The organism is Streptomyces sp. NPDC058664 (assembly GCF_042716635.1).
Lineage (GTDB): Bacteria > Actinomycetota > Actinomycetes > Streptomycetales > Streptomycetaceae > Streptomyces.
In genome coordinates this window covers 380,075-405,034 of the sequence record NZ_JBHXRW010000001.1, presented here as the reverse complement: position 1 = coordinate 405,034, position 24,960 = coordinate 380,075, and the positions used below count along the sequence as shown (strand labels likewise).

Genomic DNA, 24,960 nt, shown 5'->3' with positions numbered 1-24,960 from the left:
ACTCCTGACCTCCTGCATGCCATGCAGGCGCTCTACCAACTGAGCTATAGCCCCTTGCTTGTTTCCGCCTCCGTTTCGGTTTCCCTCGCGGCGACAGACAGAACATTAACCGGCTCCCCGGCAGAACTCCAAATCGATTCTCCGACCCCCTCCGACCTGCCGGGTAGGGTCGCCGACTGTGTCCGTCTCCGTGCTCTCCAAAACCCGCGCCCGGCCGTGGCCCCTGGTCACCGCCGCGGCGGTCTGCCTGCTCTCGTTCGCGGCCTTCTGGGTGGCGCAACGCCTCGCCCACGTGAACATGCTCGACGTGATGGTCTACCGGGCCGAGGGCGAGACGGTCCGGGCCGGCGGCGACCTGTACGCGATGCGCGCCACCTCGGCGAACCTCGGCATGACCTATCCGCCCTTCGCGGCCCTGCTGTTCGTCCCGCTGACGCTGGTGGACGTACCGCTGATGCGGACGCTCACCACGGCGGGGAACCTGCTCCTGGTCGTCGCCCTGGTCCAGCTGTCGCTCCAGCTGGTCCGCCCGTCACTGTCCCGTACGGACCTGTGGCGTACGGCACTGTGGGTCGCCGCGGTCGTGGTCTGGTGCGAACCGGTCTGGACGACCCTTCGGTACGGCCAGATCAACCTGCTCATAGCGGTGGCGGTGCTCTGGGACCTCACCCGCCGGTCGGGCAGCCGCTGGGCCGGCCTCGGCATCGGCCTGGCGACCGCGGTGAAGCTCACACCGGGTCTCTTCGTGGTGCTGCTGCTCGTCGCGGGGCTGCTGCTGTGGCGCCGGGACAGGACCTGGAACACGTGGCTGCGCACGGCGGCGACGGCGACCGGGGTGTTCCTGGGAACGACGCTGGCCGTGGCGCTCGCGCTGCCGGCGGACTCGAAGCGGTTCTGGACGGAGACGCTGTTCGAGACGGGCCGGGTCGGCTTCGCCGAGGAGACCGCCAACCAGTCGATCCGCGGGGTCCTGGCGCGGCTGATGCACACCGACGACCCGGGCATGTGGTGGGCGGTGACCGCGGCGGTCCTGGGCGGCGTGGCGATGGTCCTCGCGGTACGGGCCGCCCTGCGCGGGGACAAGGCGGTGGCGGTGGTCGTCTGCGCGTTCACGGCGCTGATGATCAGCCCGATCTCCTGGTCTCACCACTGGGTCTGGTGCGTGCCCCTGCTGATCCTGCTCGCGGACCGCGCCGCGCGCGCGTGGCCGGTGACGGGGGCGGTGGCCCTGGCCTTCGCCTCGTTCGCGCTGTGGTGGGTCCCGCACGACCCGGGCCGGCCCGAGCTGGACCAGAACGCGGGTCAGATGGTGCTGTCCGCTATCTATCCGCTGACGGCGACGGCGCTGCTCGTGGGATACGCGCTGACGCTGCGGCGTCAGGCCGTGGCGAAGGAGTAGAACCGCTTGAGGGTGCAGTGCTCGTCGAGGAGCCGGCCGTAGATCGGCTCCCCCTCCAGCTCGCGGTACGTCTCGATGGGGTCGCCTTTTATGATCAGCGCCCGCGCGCACTCCTCGCACCAGTACTGGAACCCCGGGTTGACGGGGTCCATGTCCCGCACGATGGGCGTGCCGCTGCCGCACCAGTCGCACTTCCGCCTGTGTGCACCCATCAGTCAGCTCCAGCTGTGGCCGCAGGCCGTGCACCCATAGGACACCCCGCCGTTGTCGCCGAGCACTTGGGCCACCCTCCCGTCCGGATCCTCGTCCCCCTCCGGCCGTCCGATTCTGCCATGGCCCCGCAAGGGGGTCAGCGTGCTCGGCGTGACGGTCCGGCCACCGCGCCGATGATCGCGGCGACGGCCAGGGCGAGAGCGGTCGCCCACAGCGCGTCGGCGGACTCCCTCGCTCCGGGTCCGGCCGCCGCGCCGAGGAAAAGGGTGCCGAAGGCGGCGACCCCGATGAGCTGACCGAGCTGGGTGACGGTGGCGAGCAGTCCGCTGGCGTCGGCGGCGTCCTCCGGCCGTACGGCGGCCAGCGCGCCGGTCAGGGCAGGGCTGAAGGCCAGCGAGATTCCGGCGCCGAGCGCGCCCAGGGCCGGGTGGAGCGCCCAGCCGCCCGTGCCGGCGTCCCCGAGCAGCAGACCCACGGCGACGACCGCCGCGGCGGTGAGCAGGAACCCGCCCGGGACCAGCGCGCGGTGCAGCCGGACCGGCAGGCGCCGCCAGGTCAGTCCGACGGTGCCGAAGACGACGGCGGCGGGACCGAAGGTGAGTCCGGCACGCAGGGCGCTGTGACCGAGGCCGCCCTGCAGGTGCAGGGTGAGGGTGAACAGGAATCCGGCGTTGACGCCCATCGCCATGGTGATCCAGAGGACGGCCCGCCCCATGCCGGGGAGCCGCAGGACCCGTGGGGCGATGAGCGGTGCGCCGCCGCGCCGGGAGAGCGCCGACTCGTACGCGCCGAAGAGGGCGAGGACCGCCAGGGAGCCGCCGAGCGAGAGCCAGGACCACAGCGGCCAGTCCTGTTCCTGGCCGAGGACCAGGGGGACGGTCAGGAGGGACACGGCGGCGGCGAGCAGGAGCAGGCCCGGCAGATCGAGGGCACGCGCGCGCGTGGATCCTTTTCGGGGGTCGCGGGGCAGGACCCGGGCGCCGAGGACGAGCAGGGCGACGCCGATCGGGGCGTTGACGAGGAAGACGGGCCGCCAGCCCGTGCCGAAGAGGTCGGCGCTCACCAGGACGCCGCCGACGACCTGCCCCGCGGCGGCTCCGGTGGCCAGGACCGCGGAGTAGGCGCTGAGTGCCCGGACCCGGCGCTCGCCGGTGAAGTGCCGCTGGATGAGGCTGAGCACCTGCGGGATCATCAGGGCGGAGCCCGCGCCCTGCGCGATCCGGAAGGCGATCAACTGCCCGGTGTCCGCCGCGAGTCCACAGGCGAGGGAGGCCGCGGTGAAGAGGGCGAGGCCGGCGAGGTACGTCCGGCGGTGTCCGAACAGATCCCCGAGTCGCGCTCCGGTGATCAGCAACACCGCGTAGGCGATGGTGTATCCGGCGACGACGAGCTGCAGCGCGGCTCCGGACGCGGAGAGTTCGGATCGGATCGTGGGTGCGGCGACGTTGACGATGAAGACGTCGAGGAGCGCCATGAACTGGGCGGCGAGCACCACGCCGAGCAGCGGCCCGGGGCGTTTGTCGGTGCCACCGTCTTTACTGGGTGCGGGACGTGTTGTGGTCGGGGTCATGCGCCGAGCGTGACCCCGGTCGAATACGGGTAACGAGAGCCCGCTGATGCTGGTACTGACACCACCTGGCAGCGGCGGCACGGGGACTCGACCATGGGGGTGTGACGATCGTGGCGGCAGTACCGACACAGCGGCGCCGACGGCCGGAGCTGGCCGCGTTCCTGCGCAGCCGCAGGGCCAGGGTGACCCCGGAGGACGTGGGGATGCCGCCGGGGCTCCGCCGCCGTACGCCTGGGCTGCGCCGTGAGGAGGTCGCCCAGCTCTCCGGGGTCGGCGTCACCTGGTACACCTGGCTGGAACAGGGACGCCCGATCAACGCCTCGGCTCAGGTGCTCGACGCGGTCGCCCGCACGCTGCGGCTCGACCGGCCCGAGCGCGAGCACCTCTACCACCTGGCCGAGGTGCCGTACGCCCCGGAGCGGGCCGCCGCCGACACCGCGGTGGTCAGCCCGGAGATCCAGGGCATCCTCGACGCCCTCGATCCGCACCCGGCGGTGCTCTACAACGCGCGGTACGACGTGCTCGCGACCAACGCCATGTACGAGCGGCTCTTCTTCCCGGACGAGCAGAGGGCACAAGGCGGACAGGCCGGGGAGGGAGGGCAGGTCCCGGACACGGGCCCGTTCGGCATACGCAACGTGCTGTGGACGCTGTTCAGCGTGCCCGGCCCCATGTGCCCGGTGGTCGACCGGACGCGCGAGCTGCCCCTGATGGTGGCCCAGTTGCGCGGCGGGTACGGGCGTCATGTGGGCGAGCCCGCCTGGGAGGAGTTCGTACGACGTCTCGCGGAGGCCAGTCCGGAGTTCGCCCGGCTGTGGCGGAGCGGCGACGTGGTCCCGCCGGGGACGCGGGTGAAGACCTTCCGCCACGAGCGGGTCGGCGAGGTCCGGTTGACCTCGGTCTCCCTCTCCGTGAACGGGATGCCGGAGTGCCGGATCGTCACCTATACGCCCAATGACGAGGAGAGCCGCGAGGGGCTCGCGTCCCTGCGCGGGACGACGGAGCGGAAGGTGACGGAACGACGAATCCCGCCCCCTGCTGGGGACGGGATCCGGTGATTGTGGAGCTAAGGAGAATTGAACTCCTGACCTCCTGCATGCCATGCAGGCGCTCTACCAACTGAGCTATAGCCCCTCGTGTTCTTCGCGCTCCGCGCTGCGAACAAGAAGAACTTTAGCCTGTGACCTGCCGGAAAGTGAAATCCGGGTCCGGCAGGCCGGTCGCGGGACTCAGTCGTCGTCGCCGAGGACCGGCTCGGGCAGCGTGCCCGCGTTGTGCTCCATCAGACGCCAGCCGCGGGCGCCCTCGCCGAGGACCGACCAGCAGCAGTTCGAGAGGCCGCCCAGGCTCTCCCAGTGCCGCGACTCCAGCTCCAGGAGCCGGCCGATGGTGGTGCGGATCGTGCCGCCGTGGCTCACCACGACGAGCGTGCCGTCATCGGGCAGCTTGTCGGCGTGCTCCAGGACCACCGGGGCGGCCCGGTCGGCCACCTCGGTCTCCAGCTCTCCGCCGCCCCGGCGCACGGGCTCGCCGCGCTTCCAGGCGGCGTACTGATCGCCGTACCGCGCCACGATCTCGTCATGGGTCAGCCCCTGCCACTCCCCCGCGTACGTCTCGCGCAGCGCGGAGTCGTGGGCGACGGGGTGGCCGGTGAGCACGGCAAGCTCGGCGGCGGTGGCCGCCGCCCGCTTCAGGTCGGAGGCGACGATGGCGTCCGGCTTCAGCGCGGCGAGCAGCCGTGCGGCCCGGCGCGCCTGGGCGACGCCGGCCTCCGTCAGCTCGATGTCGGTCGAGCCCTGGAAGCGGCGCTCCAGGTTCCAGGAGGTCTGGCCGTGGCGCCAGAGGACGATGCGGCGGCCTCTGCCGCCCTTGGTGGCGCTCAGCGCAGCTCACCGTCCGCTTCGTCGGGGAGCCCGGCGGCGTGGTCGTTGAGGTCGACACCGGTCAGTTCGGCGTGCTCGGCGCCCTTGCCGCGCGTCTTCTGCGCATCCTCGGGGAGCGACAGCTCGGGGCAGTCCTTCCAGAGCCGCTCCAGGGCGTAGAAGACCCGCTCCTCGCTGTGCTGGACGTGGACGACGATGTCGACGTAGTCCAGGAGGATCCAGCGGGCGTCGCGGTCGCCCTCGCGGCGGACCGGCTTGGCGCCGAGGTCCTTGTTCAGGCGCTCTTCGATCTCGTCGACGATCGACTTGACCTGGCGGTCGTTGGGCGCGGAGGCGAGCAGGAAGGCGTCGGTGATCGACAGCACATCACTGACGTCGTACGCGATGATGTCGTGCGCGAGCCGGTCGGCGGCCGCCTGAGCGGCGGCGTTGACGAGTTCGATGGAGCGATCCGTGGCGGTCACATGCAGGCTTTCGTCGGCGGTCCAGTACCCCTCCAGGGTCTCACGGACCGCCGACGGCCCCGCCAACGTTTTCCGGAGCGCCGTTACCGGGCCTCCGGAACCTCGTAGTCCCGGCCCAGGACCACGGTGACCGCGGCCGTGCCGGAGGGCTTGCCCTTGGTGACCGCGCCGGCCGGCAGCCCCAGCGCGGTGGCGACCTCGGCCGCCGTCGCCTTCTGGGCGTCGTCACCGTAGAGGACCTGCGACTTCTCCCTCGTGGCCGTCTCGGCGCCGCCCACGAAGGTGTACCCGCCGTTGATCAGAGCGATCTTGGCGGACTCTGTCGCCTCCTTCCCGGAACCGTCCCGCACCGAGACGCGGGGCACCTCGCCCGCCTCGGGCGCGGTGACCTTTCCGCCGAGGATGTCCTTCACCACACCGGCGCCGGCGTCCTCGGTCAGCTCGCCGTCCTCGCCGACCGGGAGCAGGACCGTCTTGTGGTCGCCGATCTTGGCGTGCTCGGCGAGCCTGGCCAGGGAGGCCGCCAGGTCCTTCTCGGGGAGCGAGGGGTCGAGGATCTGCTGGAGGGTCTGGATGGTGACCGTGGCGGCCTCGGGGTCGGAGGAGATCTTGCGCAGCACGCCGTACATGACCTGCCCGAAGCGCTGGAGCTGCTCGGCCTCGGCCTCGCCGGGCGCCCGGTAGGTGGCGTAGGCGACGGCGGCGCGGCCGCTCAGCGTCTGCTTCTCGCCCTTTCTGACGAGCGGCTCGGCGCCCTTCTTGGTGTCGGGCACGTCCGTGTCGGTGTCGATCTCGATACCGCTGACGGTCTCGACGAGGTTCTCCAGGTACGGGGTGTCCAGGCGCCAGGTGCCGGTGATCCGGGTGCCGAGGAGGTTGTCGATCGCCTCCCGGGTGCCGCCCGCCCCGTCGTCCTCGACGGACTTGCCGAGGGTGGTCGCGGAGCCCTCGTCGTCGGCGACGACGACGGAGTTGGGGATGAGGACCGTGGTGCCCTGGCGGGTGGTCGCGTTGTCCACCAGCAGGGCGGTGGAGGTGCCGCCGTTCCTGGTGTCGTGGAGGTGGACGACGATCGTGTCGCGCTTCTGGGGGCCGGTCGCCGTGTTCCCCCCCTTCCGCTCCTCCTCGGACGCTCCCGGGAGGAGGCCCGCGGACCAGAGGTAGCCGACGCCTCCCACGACCGCGAGGACGAGCACGACGGCGAGCGCGACGACCCGGTTGCGGCCGCGCCGCCTGGCCTCCTCGCGCCGCTCGGAACGGCTCTCGGTGAACTTCAGCCAGTCGATGACGTCTTCGGAGTCCTCGTCGGGCTCCTCGATGAACGAGAACTGCTCGGTGCGGTACTCCCGGTCGTCGTCGGCCGGCCGGGCCGGGGCCGGCCGTTCGGACGCGGGGCGCTGCCCGGGAACACCTGCCGGGGCCGCGACGGGCGCCGCCGGAGCCTCGGGGGCGGCCGGCGCGGCCTGCGTCATGGGCCCGGGGGTGGAGGTGGGGCCGGGGGCCGGCTGGGTCTGAGTGGCCCACTGCTGCCCCGTGTCGTACGGGGAGGGATGGGCGTAGCCCTGCTGTCCGTACGGGTCGTACTGCGGTTCCTGGGGCTGCGGCGGCGGCTGCTGGGCGGCGTAGGGGTCGTAGCCGTACCCCTGCTGCGACTGCTGCTGCCCGCCGTACGGGTCGTACTGCTGCGGGTCGTAGCTCTGCGAGTCGTAGTGCTGCCCCTGCGTCTGCTGGGGCGGCTGCGCCTGCTGCGGCGCTTGCGGCTGCTGGTACACCGGCTGCCCGTACTCGTCGTAGCCGATGATCTGCGGCTGCGGATAGTACGGGTCGTACGGATGCTGCTGATCGTTCACCGGTGCCCCTCCCCGGAGCTCACTCGCCGCGGTACAACTGGCGCTTGTCGATGTAGCGCACCACGCCGTCCGGGACCAGGTACCAGACGGGATCCCCCTGCGCGACCCTCGCCCGGCAGTCGGTGGAGGAGATGGCGAGCGCGGGAACCTCGACCAGCGAGACGCCGCCCTTGGGCAGTCCGTCGTCGGTGAGGTCGTGGCCGGGCCGGGTGACGCCGATGAAGTGCGCGAGCGAGAAGAGCTCCTCGGCGTCGCGCCAGGTGAGGATCTGCGACAGCGCGTCGGCCCCGGTGATGAAGAAGAGGTCCGAGTCGGTGTTGAGGGCGCGCAGGTCCCTCAGGGTGTCGATGGTGTAGGTCGCGCCGCCGCGGTCGATGTCGATGCGGCTGACCGAGAACTGCGGGTTGGACGCCGTCGCGATGACCGTCATCAGATAGCGGTCCTCGGGCGCCGACACGGTCTTGTCGCTCTTCTGCCACGGCTGCCCGGTCGGTACGAACACCACCTCGTCCAGGTGGAACAGGGCGGCGACCTCGCTGGCCGCCACCAGGTGTCCGTGGTGGATCGGGTCGAAGGTTCCGCCCATCACGCCGAGTCGGCGCTTCCCGCGCCCGCCAGTAGGCATTTCCTGCTCTCCCATGCGTGCAGAGCCTACTGGCACGGCAGCGGACGCCTGATCAGGGTCGCCGGTTCAGCGGTCGCGGTTGAAGCGGGTGGTGATCCACAGCAGCAGCATCAGGGCGCCGAAGGCACCGAAGCCGGTGAGGTAGGGGCTGAGGCTTTCGTGGTTGCCGCCGTGCTCGGCGCCCTCGGCGAGAGAGACCAGGTTGGCGGCGGTGCTGTGGAGGCTCATCTTCGACAGACCTATCGATCGGGGATGGGAGCGGAGACTTCGCGCACATCGTATGCGGGCCGTTCCGGCACGCTCACGCCGACTCAGGCGTTGGCTCCGAGGAGACGGCCGAGTTATCCACAGGCTCCGGCACGCGGTAGCGCCAACGCCTAGGGTGGGGTGCGTCAGGGGGACGAGCACCGACTCGTACGAACAGGGGGCATCCATGACCGAGAACGACCAGGGGAACGTGCCGAGCAGGCAGCGCAGGCGGTTCCCCGGCATCTCCTCGCGGGCCTACGAGCATCCTGCCGATCGCTCGGCGCTGGTGGCGCTGCGCAAGCTCAGCGGCTTCGACACCGTCTTCAAGGCGCTCAGCGGGCTGCTGCCCGAGCGCAGCCTGCGACTCCTCTTCCTCTCGGACTCCGTCCGGGTGAGCGACGCGCAGTTCAACCATCTCAACGAGATGCTGCGGGACGCCTGTTACATCCTGGACCTGGAGAAGGTCCCGCCGATGTACGTGACGCAGGACCCGAAGCCCAACGCCATGTGCATCGGCCTCGACGAGCCGATCATCGTCGTCACCACCGGTCTGGTGGAGCTCCTCGACGAGGAGGAGATGCGGGCGGTCGTCGGCCACGAGGTCGGGCACGCCCTCTCCGGGCACTCCGTGTACCGCACGGTGCTGCTCTTCCTCACCAACCTGGCGCTCAAGGTCGCCTGGATCCCACTGGGGAACGTCGCGATCATGGCCATCGTGACGGCGCTGCGCGAGTGGTTCCGCAAGTCGGAGCTCTCCGCCGACCGGGCCGGGCTGCTCGTCGGGCAGGACGTGCGGGCCTCGATGCGCGGTCTGATGAAGATCGCCGGCGGCAACCACCTCCACGAGATGAACGTGGACGCGTTCCTCGCCCAGGCCGACGAGTACGAGAAGGCGGGGGACCTGCGGGACTCGGTCCTGAAGATCCTCAACCTGCTGCCGCGGACGCACCCCTTCACCACCGTCCGGGCGGCGGAGCTGAAGAAGTGGTCGGAGAGCCGGGACTTCCAGCGGATCATGGACGGTCACTACCCGAAGCGCTCGGAGGACAAGGACACCTCGGTCACCGACTCCTTCCGCGAGTCGGCGGGGCACTACGCCGACACGGTGCGGACCAGCAAGGATCCGCTGATGAAGCTGGTCGGGGACATAGCCGGAGGCGCCGGTGACCTCGCGGGCGACCTCGGTGGGCGGCTGCGCAACCGGTTCAGCGGCGGTCCCGGCCCGAAGACGGCGGACGACGGCGGGACGACGGCCGGGGGCGACAAGGGCACGGAGGGCGGCTCGGGCAGCGGCTCCGGTGGCGGTCAGAGCGAGGGCTGAGCGCTCGGCGCCAGCGCTCCGCACAGCGAGGGGGCGGCGGGTCGGTCCGTGGCGTACGGGTCGGTGACCGGGGGGCCGCCGCCGGTCTCGGGGGCCCGGGCTCCCGCCAGGAGCGGCTTCAGGGAGCCGGTGGTGTCCCCGCCGCACGCCTGCGGGCCGGCCTCGACGGTGCTGGTCACCAGCTCGGCGCGGTGCATGCGCAGGTCCTCGCGGTCGAAGCGGAAGTGCAGCTCGCGGTGGACGGTGAAGAGGGACGCCCCGGCGACCGGCCCCGTCCCCCGGACGGCCGGGCGGAGGGCGTAGGTGTACGTGTGGTCCGCGGTGACGTCCAGGGTGTCGGGGCCGGTCTCCTCGAAGCGGAGGGTGCCCTGGACCCGGACGGCGGGGTCGGCGAGGGCCACCTGGCGCGGGTCGAAGCGGACGAGCCAGCCGGCGAGGGCGTGTCGGCCGTCGTCGGCCGGTGCCTCGGCGCTGCGGTCGAACTGTGCCAGCTGGTCCGGGTCGATCAGCAGGCGCACGGGCCGGACGGTCGCCCCGGACAGGACGTCGGGTTCCAGGGCGGAGGCCACCAGGTAGTCCTTGGCGATGCCGAGGGCGGTGACGACCTGGCTCTCGGCGAAGTGGGTGGTGCGGCCGGTGACGGGCAGGTCGATGCCTGCGGCCCCGGTGCGGTGCTCGGCGGCGGGGCCGCGGTCGAAGAGCCGGGCCGGGACCCCGCCCACCACGGGGCCTCGGGGGGCGAGCGGGACCACGGTGGTCCGCAGCGGCTCGGCCGGCTGGTCGACGGGGGGCTGGTAGGGGTTGCGGACACCCAGGTAGATGGCGGTGCCGAAGGCGAGGAGGACCAGCAGGACCAGCAGGACGGCCTGGTGGGAACCGCTCCTGCCCTCCCAGGAGGAGGCGCGGCTGCGGACGGCCTGGGCGTGCTCCCCCATCCGTTCCTGGGCCGAGAACTCCTGGAGGTGGGCAGCACGGACGAACGCCTCGTCGAAGACGACGGATCGGTATTCGTCCTCACCGCCGGGGAGCCCCTCGGGCGTCCCCTCAGGCGGGTCGCCACGCCCTGCCATACCTTCAGGGTAGGTCCGCGGGAGCTTCGGTAAACGCCCAGGTACACGACAAGTTCCGAAGAATTCCGCCGTAGGGCGCGCCGGTGCCCGGTGGAGCCGGGGGCGGGGGTTCGGCCGCTCGGGGACGCCGAGCGGCTATTCGGGGGACGCCGACCGTGCCGCGGGGGCGTGGGCGGCGGGTGGGGCCGGATGCGGCTTGGGGGTGTCGACACCGGTCGTGGCCGGCGGAGGGACCTGGTCCTGGCGGTTGGCGGCGGCGCCCCGGTAGACGGCGCTGAAGGCCAGGGCGACCATGCCGACCCCCATGAGGACCGCGAGCAGCCAGGCGACGGGCCGGTGCCAGCGGGGGCTGCCCCGGTAGGGCCGCAGGGCGCCGCCGTGGCGGCCGTAGGGGCTGGCGTCGTCGCCGACGTCATCGGGCTCGTAGACGGGATCTGTGGGGTCGTGGAGGTCCTCGTAGGGGTCGTCATCGGCTGGTCCTCCGCCGGCGCGGGCGCGGGCCGCCTCGGCCTCGGCGCGGGCCTGGGCGGCTGCGAGGAGCCGCTCGACCGCGGTCGGCTCGTGCACGGCGGCCGCCCGTACGAAGTCCTCGTCGAACACCACGTCGGCGTAGACCTCGTCGGCGCCTCCGCGGTCGACAGAGTCCTCGGGGTCCCCGCCGTCCTGGAACGGCCTGCCCCCCACGTCGTCCGGCACGGATTCAGAGTAGACCGGGAAGGGGGTTTTGGGCAGGGAGAGTGCGAACCCTCCCCGCCCGTACCGAAAGGAGGGATTACCGCACGTGGCCGTCGCCGGTGACGATGTACTTGGTCGAGGTCAGCTCGGGAAGGCCCATGGGGCCCCGGGCGTGCAGCTTCTGGGTGGAGATGCCGATCTCGGCGCCGAAGCCGAACTCTCCGCCGTCCGTGAACCGGGTGGAGGCGTTCACGGCGACCGTGGTGGAGTCGACCAGCTGGGTGAAGCGGCGGGCGGCGGCCTGCGAGGTGGTGACGATCGCCTCGGTGTGACCGGAGGACCACGTCCGGATGTGCTCGACGGCCTTGTCGAGGGAGTCGACGACGGCGGCGGCGATGTCGTACGAGAGGTACTCGGTCTCCCAGTCCTCGGGCGTGGCGGGGACGACGGTGGCCTTGGAGCCCTCGGCGTGGGCGAGGACCCGCTCGTCGGCGTGGACGGTGACGCCGGCCTCCGCGAGGGCGTCGAGGGCCCGGGGCAGGAAGGCCTCGGCGACGTCCTGGTGGACGAGGAGGGTCTCGGCCGCGTTGCAGACGCTGACCCGGTGGGCCTTGGAGTTGAGCAGGATGTCGACGGCCATGTCGAGGTCGGTCTGCGCGTCGACGTAGACGTGGCAGTTGCCGGTGCCGGTCTCGATGACCGGGACGATGGACTCCTCGACGACCGTCCGGATCAGGGAGGCGCCGCCGCGCGGGATGAGGACGTCGACGAGGCCGCGGGCGCGCATCAGCTCGCGGACCGACTCGCGGGACTCGCCGGGGACGAGCTGGACGGCGTCGGCGGGCAGCCCGGCGCCGCCGACGGCGTCCCGCAGGACCTTCACCAAGGCGGTGTTGGAGGCGTACGCGGAGGACGAGCCGCGGAGCAGGACGGCGTTGCCGGACTTGAGGCAGAGGGCGGCCGCGTCGACGGTGACGTTGGGGCGGGCCTCGTAGATGATGCCGACGACGCCGAGCGGCACGCGGACCTGGCGCAGGTCGATGCCGTTGGGGAGGGTGGAACCGCGGACGACCTCGCCGACGGGGTCGGGCAGCGCGGCGACGTCGCGGACGTCCGCGGCGATGGCCCGGACGCGCTCCGGGGTGAGGGTGAGCCGGTCGATGATCGCCTCGCTGGTCCCGGCTTCGCGGGCCTTGGCGATGTCCTCGGCGTTGGCCTCGACGATCTCGGCGGTGCGGACTTCGAGGGCGTCCGCGATCGCCAGCAGAGCGTCGTCCTTGGCCGCGCGCGGGAGTGGCGCGATTTCGGCGGCGGCGCCACGAGCCCGATAGGCGGCCCGGGTGACCGGGGAGAGGTTGTCGAGGGGCGTGAGCGAGGTCATGCCCGCAGGGTACTGGCACCCCTGCGGACATCCCTCACGTATCCCGCACTCCGAGACGTGCGTCCCCGCTCATGAGACGCACGCGCCGGGGCGCGCGGCCGCCGCTCAGTACGGGTGGACGCCGACCGGGGCGGCCGGGGGCGGGCCGTAGCCCTCCGCGATCCGCTGGTGATAGGTCTCGCGGTCGATGACCTCGAGTCCGACGATCTCCCACGGCGGCAGCTTGGCGGTCTGCCGGTGCTCGCCCCACAGGCGCAGGGCGACGGCCGCGGCGTCGTGCAGGTCGCGGGCCTCCTCCCAGTACCTGATCTCGGCGTGGTCGTTGGCGTACCGGCTGGTCAGCAGGAAGGGGTGGTCGTGGGCCAGCTGTTCGAGCCCGCGTCGCACCTCCGCCAGCGGCGACTCCACACCCGACACGCTGAGGGTGATGTGCCAGAGTTTGGACACGGGCTGTTCCCTGGCTCGCATCTCACGCGCCTCGCGAACCTCACATGTCTCGGTGGTGGTCTCGGTCTTCCTGTCCGTGGACCTGTCCCGTGCCTCGTCGAAGTCGGCTCCGGCCTCGACACTGGTCAGGGCGCGTTCGGCAGTCCCTCGGGGCGGTGCCCCTGGGCGCGCTCGTCTCACCGGCGGCCTCCTGTGTGATGCGTGTGGTGCTGTACCCCGCCCTGCTCTTACCCCCGAGACAAAGTTGACCAGCCCGAGGCGGCACGTGGGGCGGTTTTGGTAAACGTCCCTTCCGGATGGCCGCACTTTCAGCCGTTTCGGGAGGGACGGGAGGGTCAGCGGATGACGACCAGGTCGTCGCGGTGGACGACTTCGCGCTCGTACTCGGGCCCGAGGTCCCTGGCGAGCGCGGGGGTGGAGCGCCCGAGCATCCGGGGCAGCTCCTTGGCGTCGAAGTTGACGAGACCGCGGGCGACGGCCCGGCCCTCGGTGTCGCGGAGCTCCACGGGGTCGCCGGCCACGAAGTCGCCCTCGACTCCCGCGACACCGGCCGCGAGCAGGGACTTCTTTCCCTCGACGACGGCTCGTACGGCTCCGTCGTCCAGGGTGAGGGTGCCCTGCGGGGTGGAGGCGTGGGCGAGCCAGAGGAGCCGGTCGGCGGAGCGGCGGCCGGTGCGGTGGAAGTACGTGCCGGTGTCACGGCCGGTGAGGGCGTCGGCGGCGCGGCTCGCGGAGGTGAGGACCACGGGGATGCCGGCGGCGGCGGCGATCCGGGCGGCCTCGACCTTGGTGACCATGCCGCCGGTGCCGACGCCCGCCTTGCCGGCCGAGCCGATCTCCACGTGGGCGATGGACTCGGGTCCGCTGACCTCCGCGATCCGCGACGTGCCGGGCTTGGACGGGTCCCCGTCGTAGAGACCGTCGACGTCGGAGAGCAGGACGAGCAGGTCGGCGCGGACGAGATGGGCGACGAGGGCGGCGAGCCGGTCGTTGTCGCCGAAGCGGATCTCGTCCGTGGCGACGGTGTCGTTCTCGTTGACGACGGGCAACGCGCCCATCGCGAGCAGCTGGTCGAGGGTCCGGTAGGCGTTGCGGTAGTGGGCCCGCCTGCTGGTGTCGTCGGTGGTGAGGAGGACCTGTCCGACACGGACGCCGTAGCGGGCGAAGGAGGCGGTGTACCGGGCGACGAGGAGCCCCTGGCCGACGCTGGCGGCGGCCTGCTGACGGGCGAGGTCCTTGGGGCGGCGGGTGAGGCCGAGCGGTGCGAGGCCCGCCGCGATGGCACCGGAGGAGACGAGGACGATCTCCTTCTCGCCGCCGCTGCGGATCTTGGCGAGGACGTCGACGAGGGCGTCGACGCGGTCGGCGTCGAGTCCCCCGGAGGCCGTGGTGAGCGAGGAGGAGCCGACCTTGACGACGATCCTGCGGGCCTCCGTCACGTACTGCCTTGCCACGTCCGTCTGTCCCGTCACCTGCGTCGTCACCTGCGTCGTCCTCACTCGGCTGTCCCGCGCGACGCGTGCTCCCCGCCGCGGCTGCCAGGCAATCTACGCGAGCCGGGAGGGCTGCCGCTCGTCCGTTTCGCTCCCTGGACCCGAGGCGGAGGAATCCCGTCCCGCGCTCCGGGGCACCAGGATCCGCTGGGAGATCAGGTAGGTGAAGGGGATGGCGACGACGGCCGCGACGAGTGGCGCGATCCTGTCGTCCATTCCGGCCCAGGTGACGAGCGCGTACAGACCGACGCTCTGCACCAGGTAGTTGGTGACGTTGGTGAGGGGGAAGAGGGCGAACTTCTTCCAGGTGGGCCGGGTGCGGTAGGTGAAGTACGTGTTGAGGAAGAAGGAGCCGATCATGCTGAGGAGGAAGGCGAGGGAGTACGCGGCGAAGTACGGCATCCAGGGGTGGAGCAGCAGGTAACACCCGAAGAAGGTGCCGGTGTTGACGCCGCCGACCAGGGCGAAGCGGAATATCTCGGCGAGCCGCCCGCGCCGCGTGACGCCGGACCGGGCACCGGACTTCGCGCCGGACTTCTCGTCGGGCTCGGCACCGGGCTTCGCGCCGGGGCCCGTCCCCATCAGCGCTCCCCCTCGGTGGCCACGACGCGGATCCGCTCGGCGGCGGCGCGTTCGGCGGCCGCGCGTCCGAAGGAGCGGTGGGTCTCCTTCACGAGGAAGTGCGGCCGGCGCTTGGTCTCGTAGTAGATGCGGCCGATGTACTCGCCGATCAGCCCCAGCATCACCATCTGCACGCCCCCGAGGCCGACGATGATCGCCACCAGGGTGACGTAGCCGGGGGCGGTGACGCCCTGGGTGAGGGCGTTGGCCGTCACCCAGACGGCGTAGAGGGCGGCGAGGCCGGTGAGCATCATCCCGAGCCAGAGGGCGATGCGCAGCGGCCGGTTGTTGAAGGAGATCAGCCCGTCCATGCCGTAGTTGACCAGGGAGCTGAACTTCCACTTCGTCTCACCGCCCTCGCGTGCGGCGTTCTGGTAGTCGAAGGTGACGGTGTCGAAGCCGATCCAGGAGAAGAGGCCCTTGGAGAAGCGGTTGTACTCGGGCAGGGAGAGCAGCGCGTCCACGGCGGGGCGGGAGAGCAGCCTGAAGTCGCCGACGCCGTCGGTGAGTTCCACGTCGACCCAGCGGTTGACGGCCCGGTAGTACATACGGCTGAACGCGGAACGGAGTTTCTTGTCGCCCTCGCGGGTCCGCCGCGCCATGACCTGGTCGTGGCCCTGCTGGTGCAGGTCCAGCATGCGCGCGAGGAGTTCGGGCGGGTGCTGGAGGTCGGCGTCCATGATGACCACGGCGTCGCCGGTGGACTTGCGGAGGCCGGCGAGCATGGCGGCCTCCTTGCCGAAGTTGCGGCTGAAGGAGGCGTACTGGGTGCGGTGCGGGTGCCGGGCGGCGATCGCCCGGAGCTTGTCCAGCGTTCCGTCGGAGCTGCCGTCGTCGACGTAGCAGATCTCGTAGCCGACGGGGAGGGTGTCGAGCACCTGTCGCATTCGCGCGTCGAAGCGCTCGACGACGTCTTCCTCGTTGTAACAGGGGACGACGACGGAAAGCCTGGTCATGAACGGTCACTCCAGAGGGATGGGCGAGAGTACGTCCTGAGGGGACCGCCGCCGGACTTCCTTGAGCAGCGCGGCCAGGGTACGGAGCGGCGGTGACCGACCGGCGTCGCCCGAGTGACCGCCCCCGGTCGGCATGTCGTCCATGCAGCAAAGCATGTGGGGAAGATATTGGTATGCGTGACAGTTTCACCCATTTGTCACCCATAGAGGCGACCTTCGGGTCAGCGGGAGCGACCACCGGTGAGCAGGACGACCATCTCGGAGCGCGGCGAGGTACGAAGGCCGGAGGACGGCGAGGACGGCGGGACCGCCTACGGAGGGCGGCTCCCCCGGGCGCTGCGCGGCGTCTCGTTCGTCGTCGCCGTCTGCGCCGGGGCCCTGCTGTCGGTCGGCGCCTTCCTCGGCGTCTACGTACGCCCCACGTCGGACGACTGGTGCGCGCTGTGGAAGGCCCGGGACATGGGCGTCCTGGGCATCACCGCGGATTTCTACCGTACGCAGAACGGGCGCGTGACGAACGCCTTCCTGACCGGTCTGCTCTACTCCGAGGACATGCGCGGGCCGAAGCTGCTGCCCGCCTTCCTGGTGGTCGCGCTCGCCGCCGGCCTCTTCCTCCTCGCCCGCGAGGCGCTGCGCGCGCTGCGCCTGCCGTTCCCCCCGGCGGCGACCGCGGCGGCCGTCCTGGTCCTGGAGGCGCTGCTGCTCTTCGCGGGTACCCGCCCGTACCAGGCGCTGCTCTGGGCTCCGGCCACCGTGTCCCACACCGTGCCGAGCATTCTCGGTGTCTGGGCGGTCCTCTCCGCCGTGTGGGCGGCCCGGAGCCGGTGGCGCTGGGCACGCAGTACCGCCGTCGGCTCGGCGGTCGTGTTCGGCACCGCGGCCGGCACGCTCAGCGAGCCCTTCGTCGCGATGTCCGGACTGATCGCCGCGGCGGCGGGCGTGCTCTGCCTCCCCCGGCTCGGTCTCACCCGTGACCGGTACGCCTCGACCTGGTGTGCGGCCTGGTGCCTGGGCCTCGTGGCCGGTCTCGTGGTGCTCTCCACGTCGCCCGGCGCCCGCTGGCGGCGCTCCCAGCAGCCGGAGAGGCCGCTGTCGCTGTCCGAGCTCGGGGCGACGCTCCGGGACTGGAACCGGATCTGGGAGACGATCGGCGGGCAGTGGGCGTACGCGGGCGCCCTCGCCGTCGGGGTGCTCGTCGGTCTGGCGGTGGCGTTCCCGGACCGCCGCTCCTCGCCGCGCGAAGCGGCCGACCGGCCGCCGAGGGGAACGTTCCTGGCCGCCGCCGTCCTGCCGGTGCCCCTGATCGCGCTGGGGAGCCTGGTGGCCACGTACGGCCTGCGCGGCGGGTACGGGGCGGGCGGCTGGACGTACGCGCGCGCGTGGACCAGCTTCCTCGTGGCGTTCCTGATCGCACTCTGCGGCTACGGGGCCTGGCTCGGGCACCGCCTCGGGCGGTGGCTCGCGGCGCGCCCCGCGCCCACGGACATCCACCCCACATCCCCCGGCACCCGCCCGGCGTCCCCCGGCGCCCACCCCACGCCCGCAGGTGCACGTCCCGCGCCCCGAGGCGTCCGTGCCGCGCGCTGCGCGGCTCTCGTCGCCGCCGGGGCCGTCGCCGTGGCCGGTACGGCCGCGCTGGTGCCCACGGTACGGACGCTGACCACGCAGACGGTGGCGCGCAGCCTGGCGTGGGACCGGCAGGACGCCCGCATCCGGGCGGAGGCGGCGGCCGGCCGGACGGACGTGACGTACCGCCCACTGCTGATCGGAGGGCTCGCGGAGCCCTTCTTCACCAAGGTGTACGCCCGGGACTGGGCCGCCCGGTGCACGGCCGCGTACTACGGCGTGGACCGGCTGAGCCGCCCCTGACCGAGGACCCGGCGGCATATGACACTGCGTGACCGACCCTGAACACAAGGTAGTTTGGGGGCGTCTGGAGGAAAGACAAGTGAATCGAGGTGCAAGTGCCTGACGTCTCCGTGGTCGTCATCGCCTACAACGACGCAGAGCGTCTGCCGACGGCCGTGCGGTCGGTTCTGGATCAGACCCTGCACGGCGTCGAAGTGGTGATCGTCGACGACTGCAGCAAGGACGACACGTACGCGGTCGCCCAGGCGCTCGCCGCCGAACACCCCGACCGGGTGCGGGCGTTCCAGCTGCCCCGCAACAGCGGTGGCTGCGGCGCGCCTCGCAACCACGGCATCCGGCAGGCCACCGGCACGTACGTCATGTTCCTCGACAGTGACGACGTGCTGGAGCGCAACGCCTGCCGCAACATGCTCGCCGCCGCCGAGAGCACCGGCTCCGACCTGGTCTCCGGCCTGTGCGTCCGGGTCCATCTGGACAGCCGCAACCGCAGGACCACCGAGTGGTACCCCTGGCTCTACTCGCGGACCCGGACGATCGACTCGATCACCGAGCTGCCCGACCTGCTGGTCTTCGACACCCTGTCGACGAACAAGTGCTACCGGCGCGCGTTCCTCCTCGAACAGGGGCTGGAGTTCCCGGTCGGGATCCACTACGAGGACCTGCTCTTCTCGGCCAGGGCCTACGTCGCCGCGAACCGGATCACGCTGATCCCCAACCACGTCTACTACTGGAACGTGCAGGAGAGCGCCGCCGCCAAGTCGATCAGCAACCGGCGGCACGAGATCGCCAACTTCGTGCACCGCATGGAGATCCACCGCCGGGTGGACGCCCTCCTGGAGAGCGAGGGCCACGACGAGCTCAAGTACCGCAAGGACATCAAGTTCCTCAAGCACGACCTGGTCCTCCACCTGCGGGACCTGCCGCTCCTCGGCGAGGACTACCGCCGGGAGTTCGCCGAGCTGGCCAACGGCTATCTCGCCGAGATCGACCCGCGGGCGTACGAGGAGGTCAACCGCCTGCAGGCCATCTGCGCCTACCTGCTGAGCAAGGAGGACTGGACCAACCTCCTGCCGGCCACCGAGGCGCTCACCAACCCGGGCCGGCTCACCAACCCGCTCGCCGAGCGGGACGAGCGGATCTACTGGTGCGCCGAGCACCTGGACACCGAGCAGGGCCGCCGGATCCTGGACGTCACCCCGTCCAACTACCACACGAGGCCGCTGACCTCGCTGGCCCTGGGCAACCGGCTGACCTCGTACTCCAGCCGTGACGGGGTCGTCAGCCTCGCCGGACGGGTGGTCAACCCGCTGGGCCGGATCGGCCCGGACGCGAAGCTCGAAGCGGTCCTGGAGTTCTCGCCCCGCCGCAGCGTCGGCGGCAGGACCGCCCGCGTCCCGGTCACCGCGCTCCGCCACGCCGGCGACTCGATCGAGTGGGAGGGCCGGGCGGACATCGCCCGTACGGTACGGCCCCTCGGCGTCATCGACGTGGTCTGGGACGTCCGGCTGATCCTCACGGTCGACGGTCAGCGCCTCAGGACCCGGGTGTCCGTCGGCGGCACCCCCGTCGACGAGGCCGAGAGCCTGCGGATCCGCCCCCGGCTGACGAAACTGGTCTCCGACCGCTTCGTCCCCGAGGTCACCAGGAAGGGCAACCTGTCGTACGTCCTCGTCGCCGAGGGCAAGGCGGCCGTGCGCACCTCGGCGATGATCGAGGGCGCCATGCACGGGCGCGCCGCCGGACTGGCGAAGACCGGGCTGCGGCGCCTGCTCAAGGCGAAGAAGGACCTGAACTCGGGCGAGACCAAGCTCCGCGTGTACCACGAGTTCTACAGCAGGCTGCCGATCCGCAAGGGGCTCGTCGTCTTCGAGAGCCACCTCGGCAGGCAGTACAGCGACAGCCCGAAGGCGATCTACGAGGAGATGCGCCGCCGGGGCGTCGCGTTCGAGGCCGTCTGGTCCTACGCGGGGGCGAAGCCCACCGGCTTCCCCGAGGACGTCACCCTCGTCCGGCGCTGGAGCTGGCAGTACCTGCGGGCGCTGGCGCAGGCCGAGTTCTGGATCGACAACCAGGGGTTTCCGCTGCGCCTCACGAAGCGGGCGGGCACCACGTACATCCAGACCTGGCACGGCACGGCGCTCAAGCGGATGGGTTTCGACGAGCCCCACACCAAGTCCCGGGGGCTGGCCGCGCAGGAGTCGTTCCAGAAGTCCCTGGACCGCTTCGACCACTTCCTCATCCGCGGCGAGCACGACCGGCACACCCTCGCCAAGGGCTTCCGGCTGCGCGACGAGGTGCTGCTGCCGGTGGGCTACCCGCGCAACGACGACCTCGTGCGGGCCCGCGCCGAGGAGAGCAGGACCGGGCGCCGGGAGCGGGGGCCGCTCGCGGCCGAGCTGGGCATCGACCCGGAGAAGCAGGTGCTGCTGTACGCGCCGACCTTCCGCGCCCACCCGGGCGGGAAGGTACGCCCCTTCACCTGGCCCTTCGACATCGAGGAGTTCGCGGAGCGCTTCGGCGACACCTACACGCTCCTGATCAGGACGCACTACCTGAACAGCGTGTGGATTCCGGCGTCGGTCCGGGGCCGGGTCGTCGACGTCTCCCGTCACCACGACGTCACCCCGCTGCTCGCCCTGGCGGACGGTCTCGTCACGGACTACTCCTCCGTGATGTTCGACTACGGGCTGCTCGACCGCCCGATGGTCTTCTTCGCGTACGACTACGACGAGTACGCCACGGAGAACCGGGGCACCTACTTCGACCTCAAGGAACGCGCGCCCGGCCCGGTCGTGGAGACGGAGGACGAGTTCTTCGACGCGGTCGCCAATCTGCGGGACGAGGCCGACATCAAGTACGCGGCGGCGCGCCGCCGGTTCAACGCGGAATTCAGCGAGTACGACCGGGGCGACGCGGCCCGTCGGATCGTCGACGAGTTCTTCACCAGGAGCGGGAAGTGACCAACCAGCCCACCGTGTCCGGCGGCCGTGACATCTTCATCGTCTCCAACAGCGTGGACGAGATGGGCGGGGTGACGACCTGGACCCACCAGATGGCCCGGGAGTTCACCGGCCGCGGCCACCGGGTCCACGTCATCGGCATCCGCCCGGCCCCCGCCGGGCGCGGACACGAGTTCCCCGACCCGCTGCCGTACGACACCACGACGCTGTACGACGCGCACCCGCCGAAGATCCGTACCCTGCGCGGCGTCAAGGGCAGGCTCAACGCGGCCGAGCGCCGCCGCAACGCGGTCCGTGCCGCCGGCATGCGGGAGCGGGCCGACCGGATGACGGCCCTCTTCGCCGCCGCCCGGTCCGGCGCCGTCGTGATCGTGACCCAGGCCTGGGCGATGGAGTGGGTGGCCCTCGCCGACACCAAGGGCCTCGTCGTCATCGGCATGAGCCACGAGTCGTACGCGGCCACCGCCGCCTCCTCCCGGTTCGCCCGGGTGAAGCGGTACTACAAGGACGTCGACCGGCTCCTCGTCCTCACCCCGGGCGACGCGGACCGGTGGATCCGGGCCGGCATGGACAACGTCGGCCACATGCCCAACGCCCTGCCCTTCATGCCCGAGGTCCCGGCGCCGCGCACCGAGAAGGCCGTCGCCAGCGTCGGCCGCCTCTCGCACGAGAAGGGCGTGGACATACTGCTCGACAGCTGGGCGGAGGTCGCGCCCCGGCACCCCGAGTGGAAGCTGCGGATCTACGGGACGGGTGACGAGGAGGAAACGCTGCGCCGCCGGACCACCGACCTCGGCCTCGACGGCTCCGTGGAGTGGATGGGACGCACCACCGACGTCCTCGGGGCGCTCTCCCGGGCCTCGGTCTTCGCCCAGGCCTCCCGGGCCGAGGGCTTCCCGATCACCCTGCTCGAAGCGATGGCGGCCGGAGTGCCCTGTGCCGCCTTCGACTGCGCGCCGGGCGTCCGGGAGATCATCCGGGACGGTGAGGACGGTCTGCTCGCACGGCTGGGCAACACCATGGAGCTCGGCGGCCACATCAGCACGCTGATCACCGACAAGGAACTGCGGGACCGCATGGGGGACGCGGCCTTCGAGAACGTGAAGCGGTACGCCGCCGACGAGATCACCGACCGCTGGGAGGCGCTCTTCGCCTTCCTGGAGCGCTGAGGGCCGGCCGGAACCGCGTACCGACACGGGGGAAGGGCCGGGGAGTGCGTACTCCCCGGCCCTTCCCCCGTCGTGTGCTCGCGGTGACCCGGGCGGTTGCTCGCGGTGACCCGGGCGGTCAGACCGCCGCGGCGCGGCGGGCGACCCAGCCCTCCCAGGCGGAGCCGATCATGTCGCGCACGTCGTGACGGGCCTTCCAGCCGAGCTCGGCGGCGATGCGGTCGGCGGCGGCGACGACCCGCGCCGGGTCGCCGGGGCGGCGCGGGGTGACCACGGGGGCGATGGTGTGGCCGGTGATCTCGTTGATCAGCTCGACCATCTCGGTGACGGAGACGCCCTCGCCACGGCCGATGTTGACCGTCAGGTCGCGCGGCTCGCCCGCCTCGGCCCACTCGGCGAGCTTGCGCGCGGCGACGAGATGCGCGTCGGCCAGGTCCTCGACGTGGATGTAGTCACGGATGCAGGTGCCGTCGGGCGTGTCGTAGTCGTCACCGAAGATCCGCGGGGACTCCCCCGCGTCGAGGCGCTCGAAGACCATCGGGACCAGGTTGAAGACGCCCGTGTCGGCGAGCTCCGGGGCCGCGGCGCCGGCCACGTTGAAGTAGCGCAGACAGGCCGTGGAGATGCCGTGCGCGGCGCCCGCGGCGCGGACCAGCCACTCGCCCACCAGCTTCGTCTCGCCGTACGGGCTGAGCGGCAGGCAGGGGGTCTCCTCGGTGACGAGGTCCACGTCCGGCATGCCGTAGACGGCGGCCGAGGAGGAGAAGAGGAAGTTGCGCACGCCCGCGGCGGCGACCGCCTCCAGGAGGACGGTGAGACCGATGACGTTCTCGCGGTAGTAGTGCAGCGGCAGTTCGACGGACTCGCCGACCTGCTTCTTGGCGGCGAGGTGGACGACGCCCGTCACGCCGTGCTCGGCGATCGTCCGGTCGAGGACCTCGCGGTCGAGGGTGGAACCGACCACCAGGGGAACGCCTTCGGGCACCCGCTCCTCGTATCCCGTGGACAGGTCGTCGAGGACGACGACCCGCTCGCCCGCCCGCGTCATGGCGCGGACCACGTGGGAGCCGATGTATCCGGCGCCGCCGGTGATCAGGTAAGTCATGCCCAAACCCCTTTCACTGAGAACTGCGGGAGAGCCTGCGGAGCCTGGCCCCCACCGCCCGGAGCCCGTCACGGACACCGGGTGCGAGCCGTACCGCCAGCGAGCCGTTCGCCGTGGTGTACTGCCGCACCAGCAGTACACCGTACCGGCTGCTCGGCACGACCGACCGTCGCTGCCGGTCCTCCGGCAGCCGCGGCGCCGTCGTGAAGGACGCGCCGTCCGCACAGGTCACCGTGATCCGGACGTCCCAGAGCTGGACGCCCCTCCGCCCCCGGCGGCAGCCCTCGCGGGCCAGGGCCGTGAGCCCCACGGGGACGTGGCCGGACCAGCCGCCCGGCACCTCGCCCAGCTCGGCCCGCTCGGTGCGGACGGGCGTGTCGGCGCCCCGGGGCAGGAAGTCGACGCGGGCGGTACGGGGAGCGTCCGCGCGCAGCCGTCCGTACAGGTCGCGGACCGTGAACCGCAGCCGGCCCCCGGCCGCCCCCCGCCTCAGTTCGCCGTCGACGAGCAGCGGAAGCCCGGCGAGCGGCAGGGTGTCCACGCCGTCGAGTTCCACGGGCAGGTCCTCGGACCAGACGGCGGCTCCCCCGCTCCGGGCGTACGGCGGGAGCAGCCGGGCGGGGTCCGCGGCGAGCCGGGACAGCCGGAGCAGGTCCCGGGGCTCCTCGGCGGCGAGGACGAACCGGGCCGCCCAGCGGGCGGGCGGGGTCGCGGCGGCGATGTCGCCCTCCCCGAAGGTCGCCAGGTGCTCCCGGGCCAGCTCCCACCATCCGGTGCGGTACGCGGCGTCGCGCAGCCTCAACTCCCGTGCGTACAGGAGCAGGTCGTGTTCGAGGAACTTGGTGCGGCAGGCCGCGGCGAGTTCCTTGCGGCCGGCCGACTCGAAGGTCTCCACGGCCATGCGGTGGGCGGCGATCCGCGCCCGCCAGTTCGCGATGCCGTCCCGGTCGAGGGAGATCGACAGCCGGGCCGTGGCCCGTCGCACGTGCCAGATGTAGACGGTGTCGGGGACGACGGCGACGCGCGGCGCGGCGGCCAGGACGCGGGCGGTGAAGAGGAAGTCCTCGTAGACGCAGCGGCCGTCGGGGAAGCGGATGCCGTGCTCGGCGAGGAAGGCGCGGTCGTACACCTTGTTGACGCAGAGCGTGTCGTGCACCAGCGGCGTGAGGTCCGCCGCCGTCTCCAGGACGGCGGGCTCGTGGTAGAGCGCGGGCTGCCAGCGCACGTCGCGGCCCTCGGGCAGCTCGCGCCGTACGCAGGCGCCGACCGCGACGGGGGCGCCGTGGCGTTCGGCCGCCGCCACCAGGGCCTCGGCGGCACCCTCGGGCAGGATGTCGTCGCTGTCGAGGAATATCACGATGGGAGCGGTGACGGCCCGGAAGCCGTCGTTGCGGGGGGTGCCGCAGCCGCCGCTGTTCTCCGCGCGGTGGACGACCCGGAGCCGGGGGTGCAGGGCGGCCAGTTCGTCCAGGACCCGGGCCGTGCCGTCGCTCGATCCGTCGTCGACGGCCACGACTTCGGCGACCACGGGGCCCTGGTCGAGCACGGACCGGATCGCCTCACCGACCAACACCTCGTCATTGTGTGCGATTACCACAACGCCGAGCTTTCCTGCCACCTGAGGGGAAGTGATACTACTC

At 71.8% G+C, this 24,960-nt stretch carries 22 protein-coding genes and 1 tRNA gene; 6 read left to right on the top strand and 17 right to left on the bottom strand.

Features of this window, described 5'->3' with window-relative positions; translation table 11 throughout:
- Positions 1 to 178 precede the first annotated feature (178 nt).
- Complete coding sequence (locus ACFWUY_RS01735; RefSeq protein WP_384100805.1) at positions 179 to 1,399, top strand: glycosyltransferase 87 family protein; 1,221 nt, start codon at positions 179 to 181, stop codon at positions 1,397 to 1,399.
- On the opposite strand, the gene ACFWUY_RS01730 is transcribed toward ACFWUY_RS01735, so the two are convergent.
- Positions 1,378 to 1,611 (bottom strand): hypothetical protein, encoded by a 234-nt coding sequence (locus ACFWUY_RS01730; RefSeq protein ID WP_015033559.1) that lies wholly within the window; start codon positions 1,609 to 1,611, stop codon positions 1,378 to 1,380. The genes ACFWUY_RS01735 and ACFWUY_RS01730 overlap by 22 nt on opposite strands.
- A 137-nt stretch (positions 1,612 to 1,748) precedes the next feature.
- A complete protein-coding gene (locus ACFWUY_RS01725) occupies positions 1,749 to 3,182 on the bottom strand; it encodes an MFS transporter (protein ID WP_384100803.1) in 1,434 nt (477 codons plus the stop codon).
- A 101-nt stretch (positions 3,183 to 3,283) separates the two neighbouring features.
- Here ACFWUY_RS01725 and ACFWUY_RS01720 point away from each other — a divergent pair, with 101 nt between their 5' ends.
- Positions 3,284 to 4,240, top strand: a complete 957-nt coding sequence (locus ACFWUY_RS01720) for a helix-turn-helix transcriptional regulator (protein ID WP_384100801.1) — start codon at positions 3,284 to 3,286, stop codon at positions 4,238 to 4,240.
- A 3-nt stretch (positions 4,241 to 4,243) separates the two neighbouring features.
- Here ACFWUY_RS01720 and ACFWUY_RS01715 read toward each other — a convergent pair.
- The 6 genes from ACFWUY_RS01715 to ACFWUY_RS01690 all read right to left on the bottom strand — a co-directional run bounded on the left by ACFWUY_RS01715 (position 4,244) and on the right by ACFWUY_RS01690 (position 8,232).
- A tRNA-Ala gene (locus ACFWUY_RS01715) sits at positions 4,244 to 4,316 on the bottom strand.
- A gap of 95 nt (positions 4,317 to 4,411) precedes the next feature.
- Positions 4,412 to 5,065, bottom strand: a complete 654-nt coding sequence (locus tag ACFWUY_RS01710; RefSeq protein ID WP_384100840.1) for a histidine phosphatase family protein — start codon at positions 5,063 to 5,065, stop codon at positions 4,412 to 4,414.
- Positions 5,062 to 5,529, bottom strand: a complete 468-nt coding sequence (rsfS, locus tag ACFWUY_RS01705) for a ribosome silencing factor (protein ID WP_384100799.1) — start codon at positions 5,527 to 5,529, stop codon at positions 5,062 to 5,064. Before rsfS ends, ACFWUY_RS01710 begins: the two co-directional genes overlap by 4 nt.
- Before the next feature lie 83 nt (positions 5,530 to 5,612).
- Positions 5,613 to 7,379: an LCP family protein gene (locus ACFWUY_RS01700; RefSeq protein ID WP_384100797.1), complete on the bottom strand. Its 1,767-nt coding sequence runs from the start codon at positions 7,377 to 7,379 to the stop codon at positions 5,613 to 5,615.
- 19 nt (positions 7,380 to 7,398) lie between these two features.
- Positions 7,399 to 8,019 (bottom strand): nicotinate-nucleotide adenylyltransferase, encoded by a 621-nt coding sequence (gene nadD / locus ACFWUY_RS01695; RefSeq protein ID WP_384100795.1) that lies wholly within the window; start codon positions 8,017 to 8,019, stop codon positions 7,399 to 7,401.
- 51 nt (positions 8,020 to 8,070) lie between these two features.
- Positions 8,071 to 8,232: a hypothetical protein gene (locus ACFWUY_RS01690; RefSeq protein WP_030550482.1), complete on the bottom strand. Its 162-nt coding sequence runs from the start codon at positions 8,230 to 8,232 to the stop codon at positions 8,071 to 8,073.
- Positions 8,233 to 8,437: 205 nt separating this feature from the next.
- Here ACFWUY_RS01690 and ACFWUY_RS01685 point away from each other — a divergent pair, with 205 nt between their 5' ends.
- Entirely contained in the window at positions 8,438 to 9,574 is a 1,137-nt protein-coding gene (locus ACFWUY_RS01685) for a M48 family metallopeptidase (RefSeq protein ID WP_384100791.1), read from the top strand.
- On the opposite strand, the gene ACFWUY_RS01680 is transcribed toward ACFWUY_RS01685, so the two are convergent.
- The 7 genes from ACFWUY_RS01680 to ACFWUY_RS01650 all read right to left on the bottom strand — a co-directional run bounded on the left by ACFWUY_RS01680 (position 9,559) and on the right by ACFWUY_RS01650 (position 16,217).
- Entirely contained in the window at positions 9,559 to 10,644 is a 1,086-nt protein-coding gene (locus ACFWUY_RS01680; RefSeq protein WP_384100789.1) for a hypothetical protein, read from the bottom strand. The two genes, ACFWUY_RS01685 and ACFWUY_RS01680, sit on opposite strands and share 16 nt — an antisense overlap.
- 135 nt (positions 10,645 to 10,779) lie before the next feature.
- The gene (locus ACFWUY_RS01675; RefSeq protein WP_384100787.1) at positions 10,780 to 11,340 is read right to left on the bottom strand and encodes a hypothetical protein; all 561 of its coding nucleotides are present in this window, start codon (positions 11,338 to 11,340) and stop codon (positions 10,780 to 10,782) included.
- Between the two features lie 76 nt (positions 11,341 to 11,416).
- A complete protein-coding gene (locus ACFWUY_RS01670) occupies positions 11,417 to 12,700 on the bottom strand; it encodes a glutamate-5-semialdehyde dehydrogenase (RefSeq protein ID WP_384100785.1) in 1,284 nt (427 codons plus the stop codon).
- A 105-nt stretch (positions 12,701 to 12,805) separates the two neighbouring features.
- A complete protein-coding gene (locus tag ACFWUY_RS01665; protein WP_384100783.1) occupies positions 12,806 to 13,327 on the bottom strand; it encodes a hypothetical protein in 522 nt (173 codons plus the stop codon).
- Positions 13,328 to 13,482: 155 nt separating this feature from the next.
- A complete protein-coding gene (proB, locus tag ACFWUY_RS01660; RefSeq protein WP_384100838.1) occupies positions 13,483 to 14,586 on the bottom strand; it encodes a glutamate 5-kinase in 1,104 nt (367 codons plus the stop codon).
- 108 nt (positions 14,587 to 14,694) lie between these two features.
- On the bottom strand, positions 14,695 to 15,222 hold the full coding sequence (locus tag ACFWUY_RS01655; RefSeq protein WP_384100781.1) for a GtrA family protein: 528 nt from the start codon (positions 15,220 to 15,222) through the stop codon (positions 14,695 to 14,697).
- Positions 15,222 to 16,217 (bottom strand): glycosyltransferase family 2 protein, encoded by a 996-nt coding sequence (locus ACFWUY_RS01650; protein WP_384100779.1) that lies wholly within the window; start codon positions 16,215 to 16,217, stop codon positions 15,222 to 15,224. Before ACFWUY_RS01650 ends, ACFWUY_RS01655 begins: the two co-directional genes overlap by 1 nt.
- Before the next feature lie 240 nt (positions 16,218 to 16,457).
- Here ACFWUY_RS01650 and ACFWUY_RS01645 point away from each other — a divergent pair, with 240 nt between their 5' ends.
- The 3 genes from ACFWUY_RS01645 to ACFWUY_RS01635 all read left to right on the top strand — a co-directional run bounded on the left by ACFWUY_RS01645 (position 16,458) and on the right by ACFWUY_RS01635 (position 22,215).
- On the top strand, positions 16,458 to 18,086 hold the full coding sequence (locus ACFWUY_RS01645; RefSeq protein WP_384100777.1) for a hypothetical protein: 1,629 nt from the start codon (positions 16,458 to 16,460) through the stop codon (positions 18,084 to 18,086).
- Between the two features lie 89 nt (positions 18,087 to 18,175).
- On the top strand, positions 18,176 to 21,046 hold the full coding sequence (locus ACFWUY_RS01640) for a CDP-glycerol glycerophosphotransferase family protein (RefSeq protein ID WP_384100775.1): 2,871 nt from the start codon (positions 18,176 to 18,178) through the stop codon (positions 21,044 to 21,046).
- A 62-nt stretch (positions 21,047 to 21,108) separates the two neighbouring features.
- Positions 21,109 to 22,215, top strand: a complete 1,107-nt coding sequence (locus tag ACFWUY_RS01635) for a glycosyltransferase (RefSeq protein ID WP_384100836.1) — start codon at positions 21,109 to 21,111, stop codon at positions 22,213 to 22,215.
- 118 nt (positions 22,216 to 22,333) lie between these two features.
- Here the strand turns inward: ACFWUY_RS01635 and galE are convergent, their stop codons facing one another.
- Positions 22,334 to 23,320 carry a UDP-glucose 4-epimerase GalE gene (gene galE / locus ACFWUY_RS01630; RefSeq protein WP_384100773.1) on the bottom strand — a complete coding sequence of 329 codons (987 nt, stop codon included), beginning with the start codon at positions 23,318 to 23,320 and terminating at the stop codon, positions 22,334 to 22,336.
- A 13-nt stretch (positions 23,321 to 23,333) separates the two neighbouring features.
- The gene (locus ACFWUY_RS01625; protein ID WP_384100771.1) at positions 23,334 to 24,917 is read right to left on the bottom strand and encodes a glycosyltransferase family 2 protein; all 1,584 of its coding nucleotides are present in this window, start codon (positions 24,915 to 24,917) and stop codon (positions 23,334 to 23,336) included.
- Positions 24,918 to 24,960 lie beyond the last annotated feature (43 nt).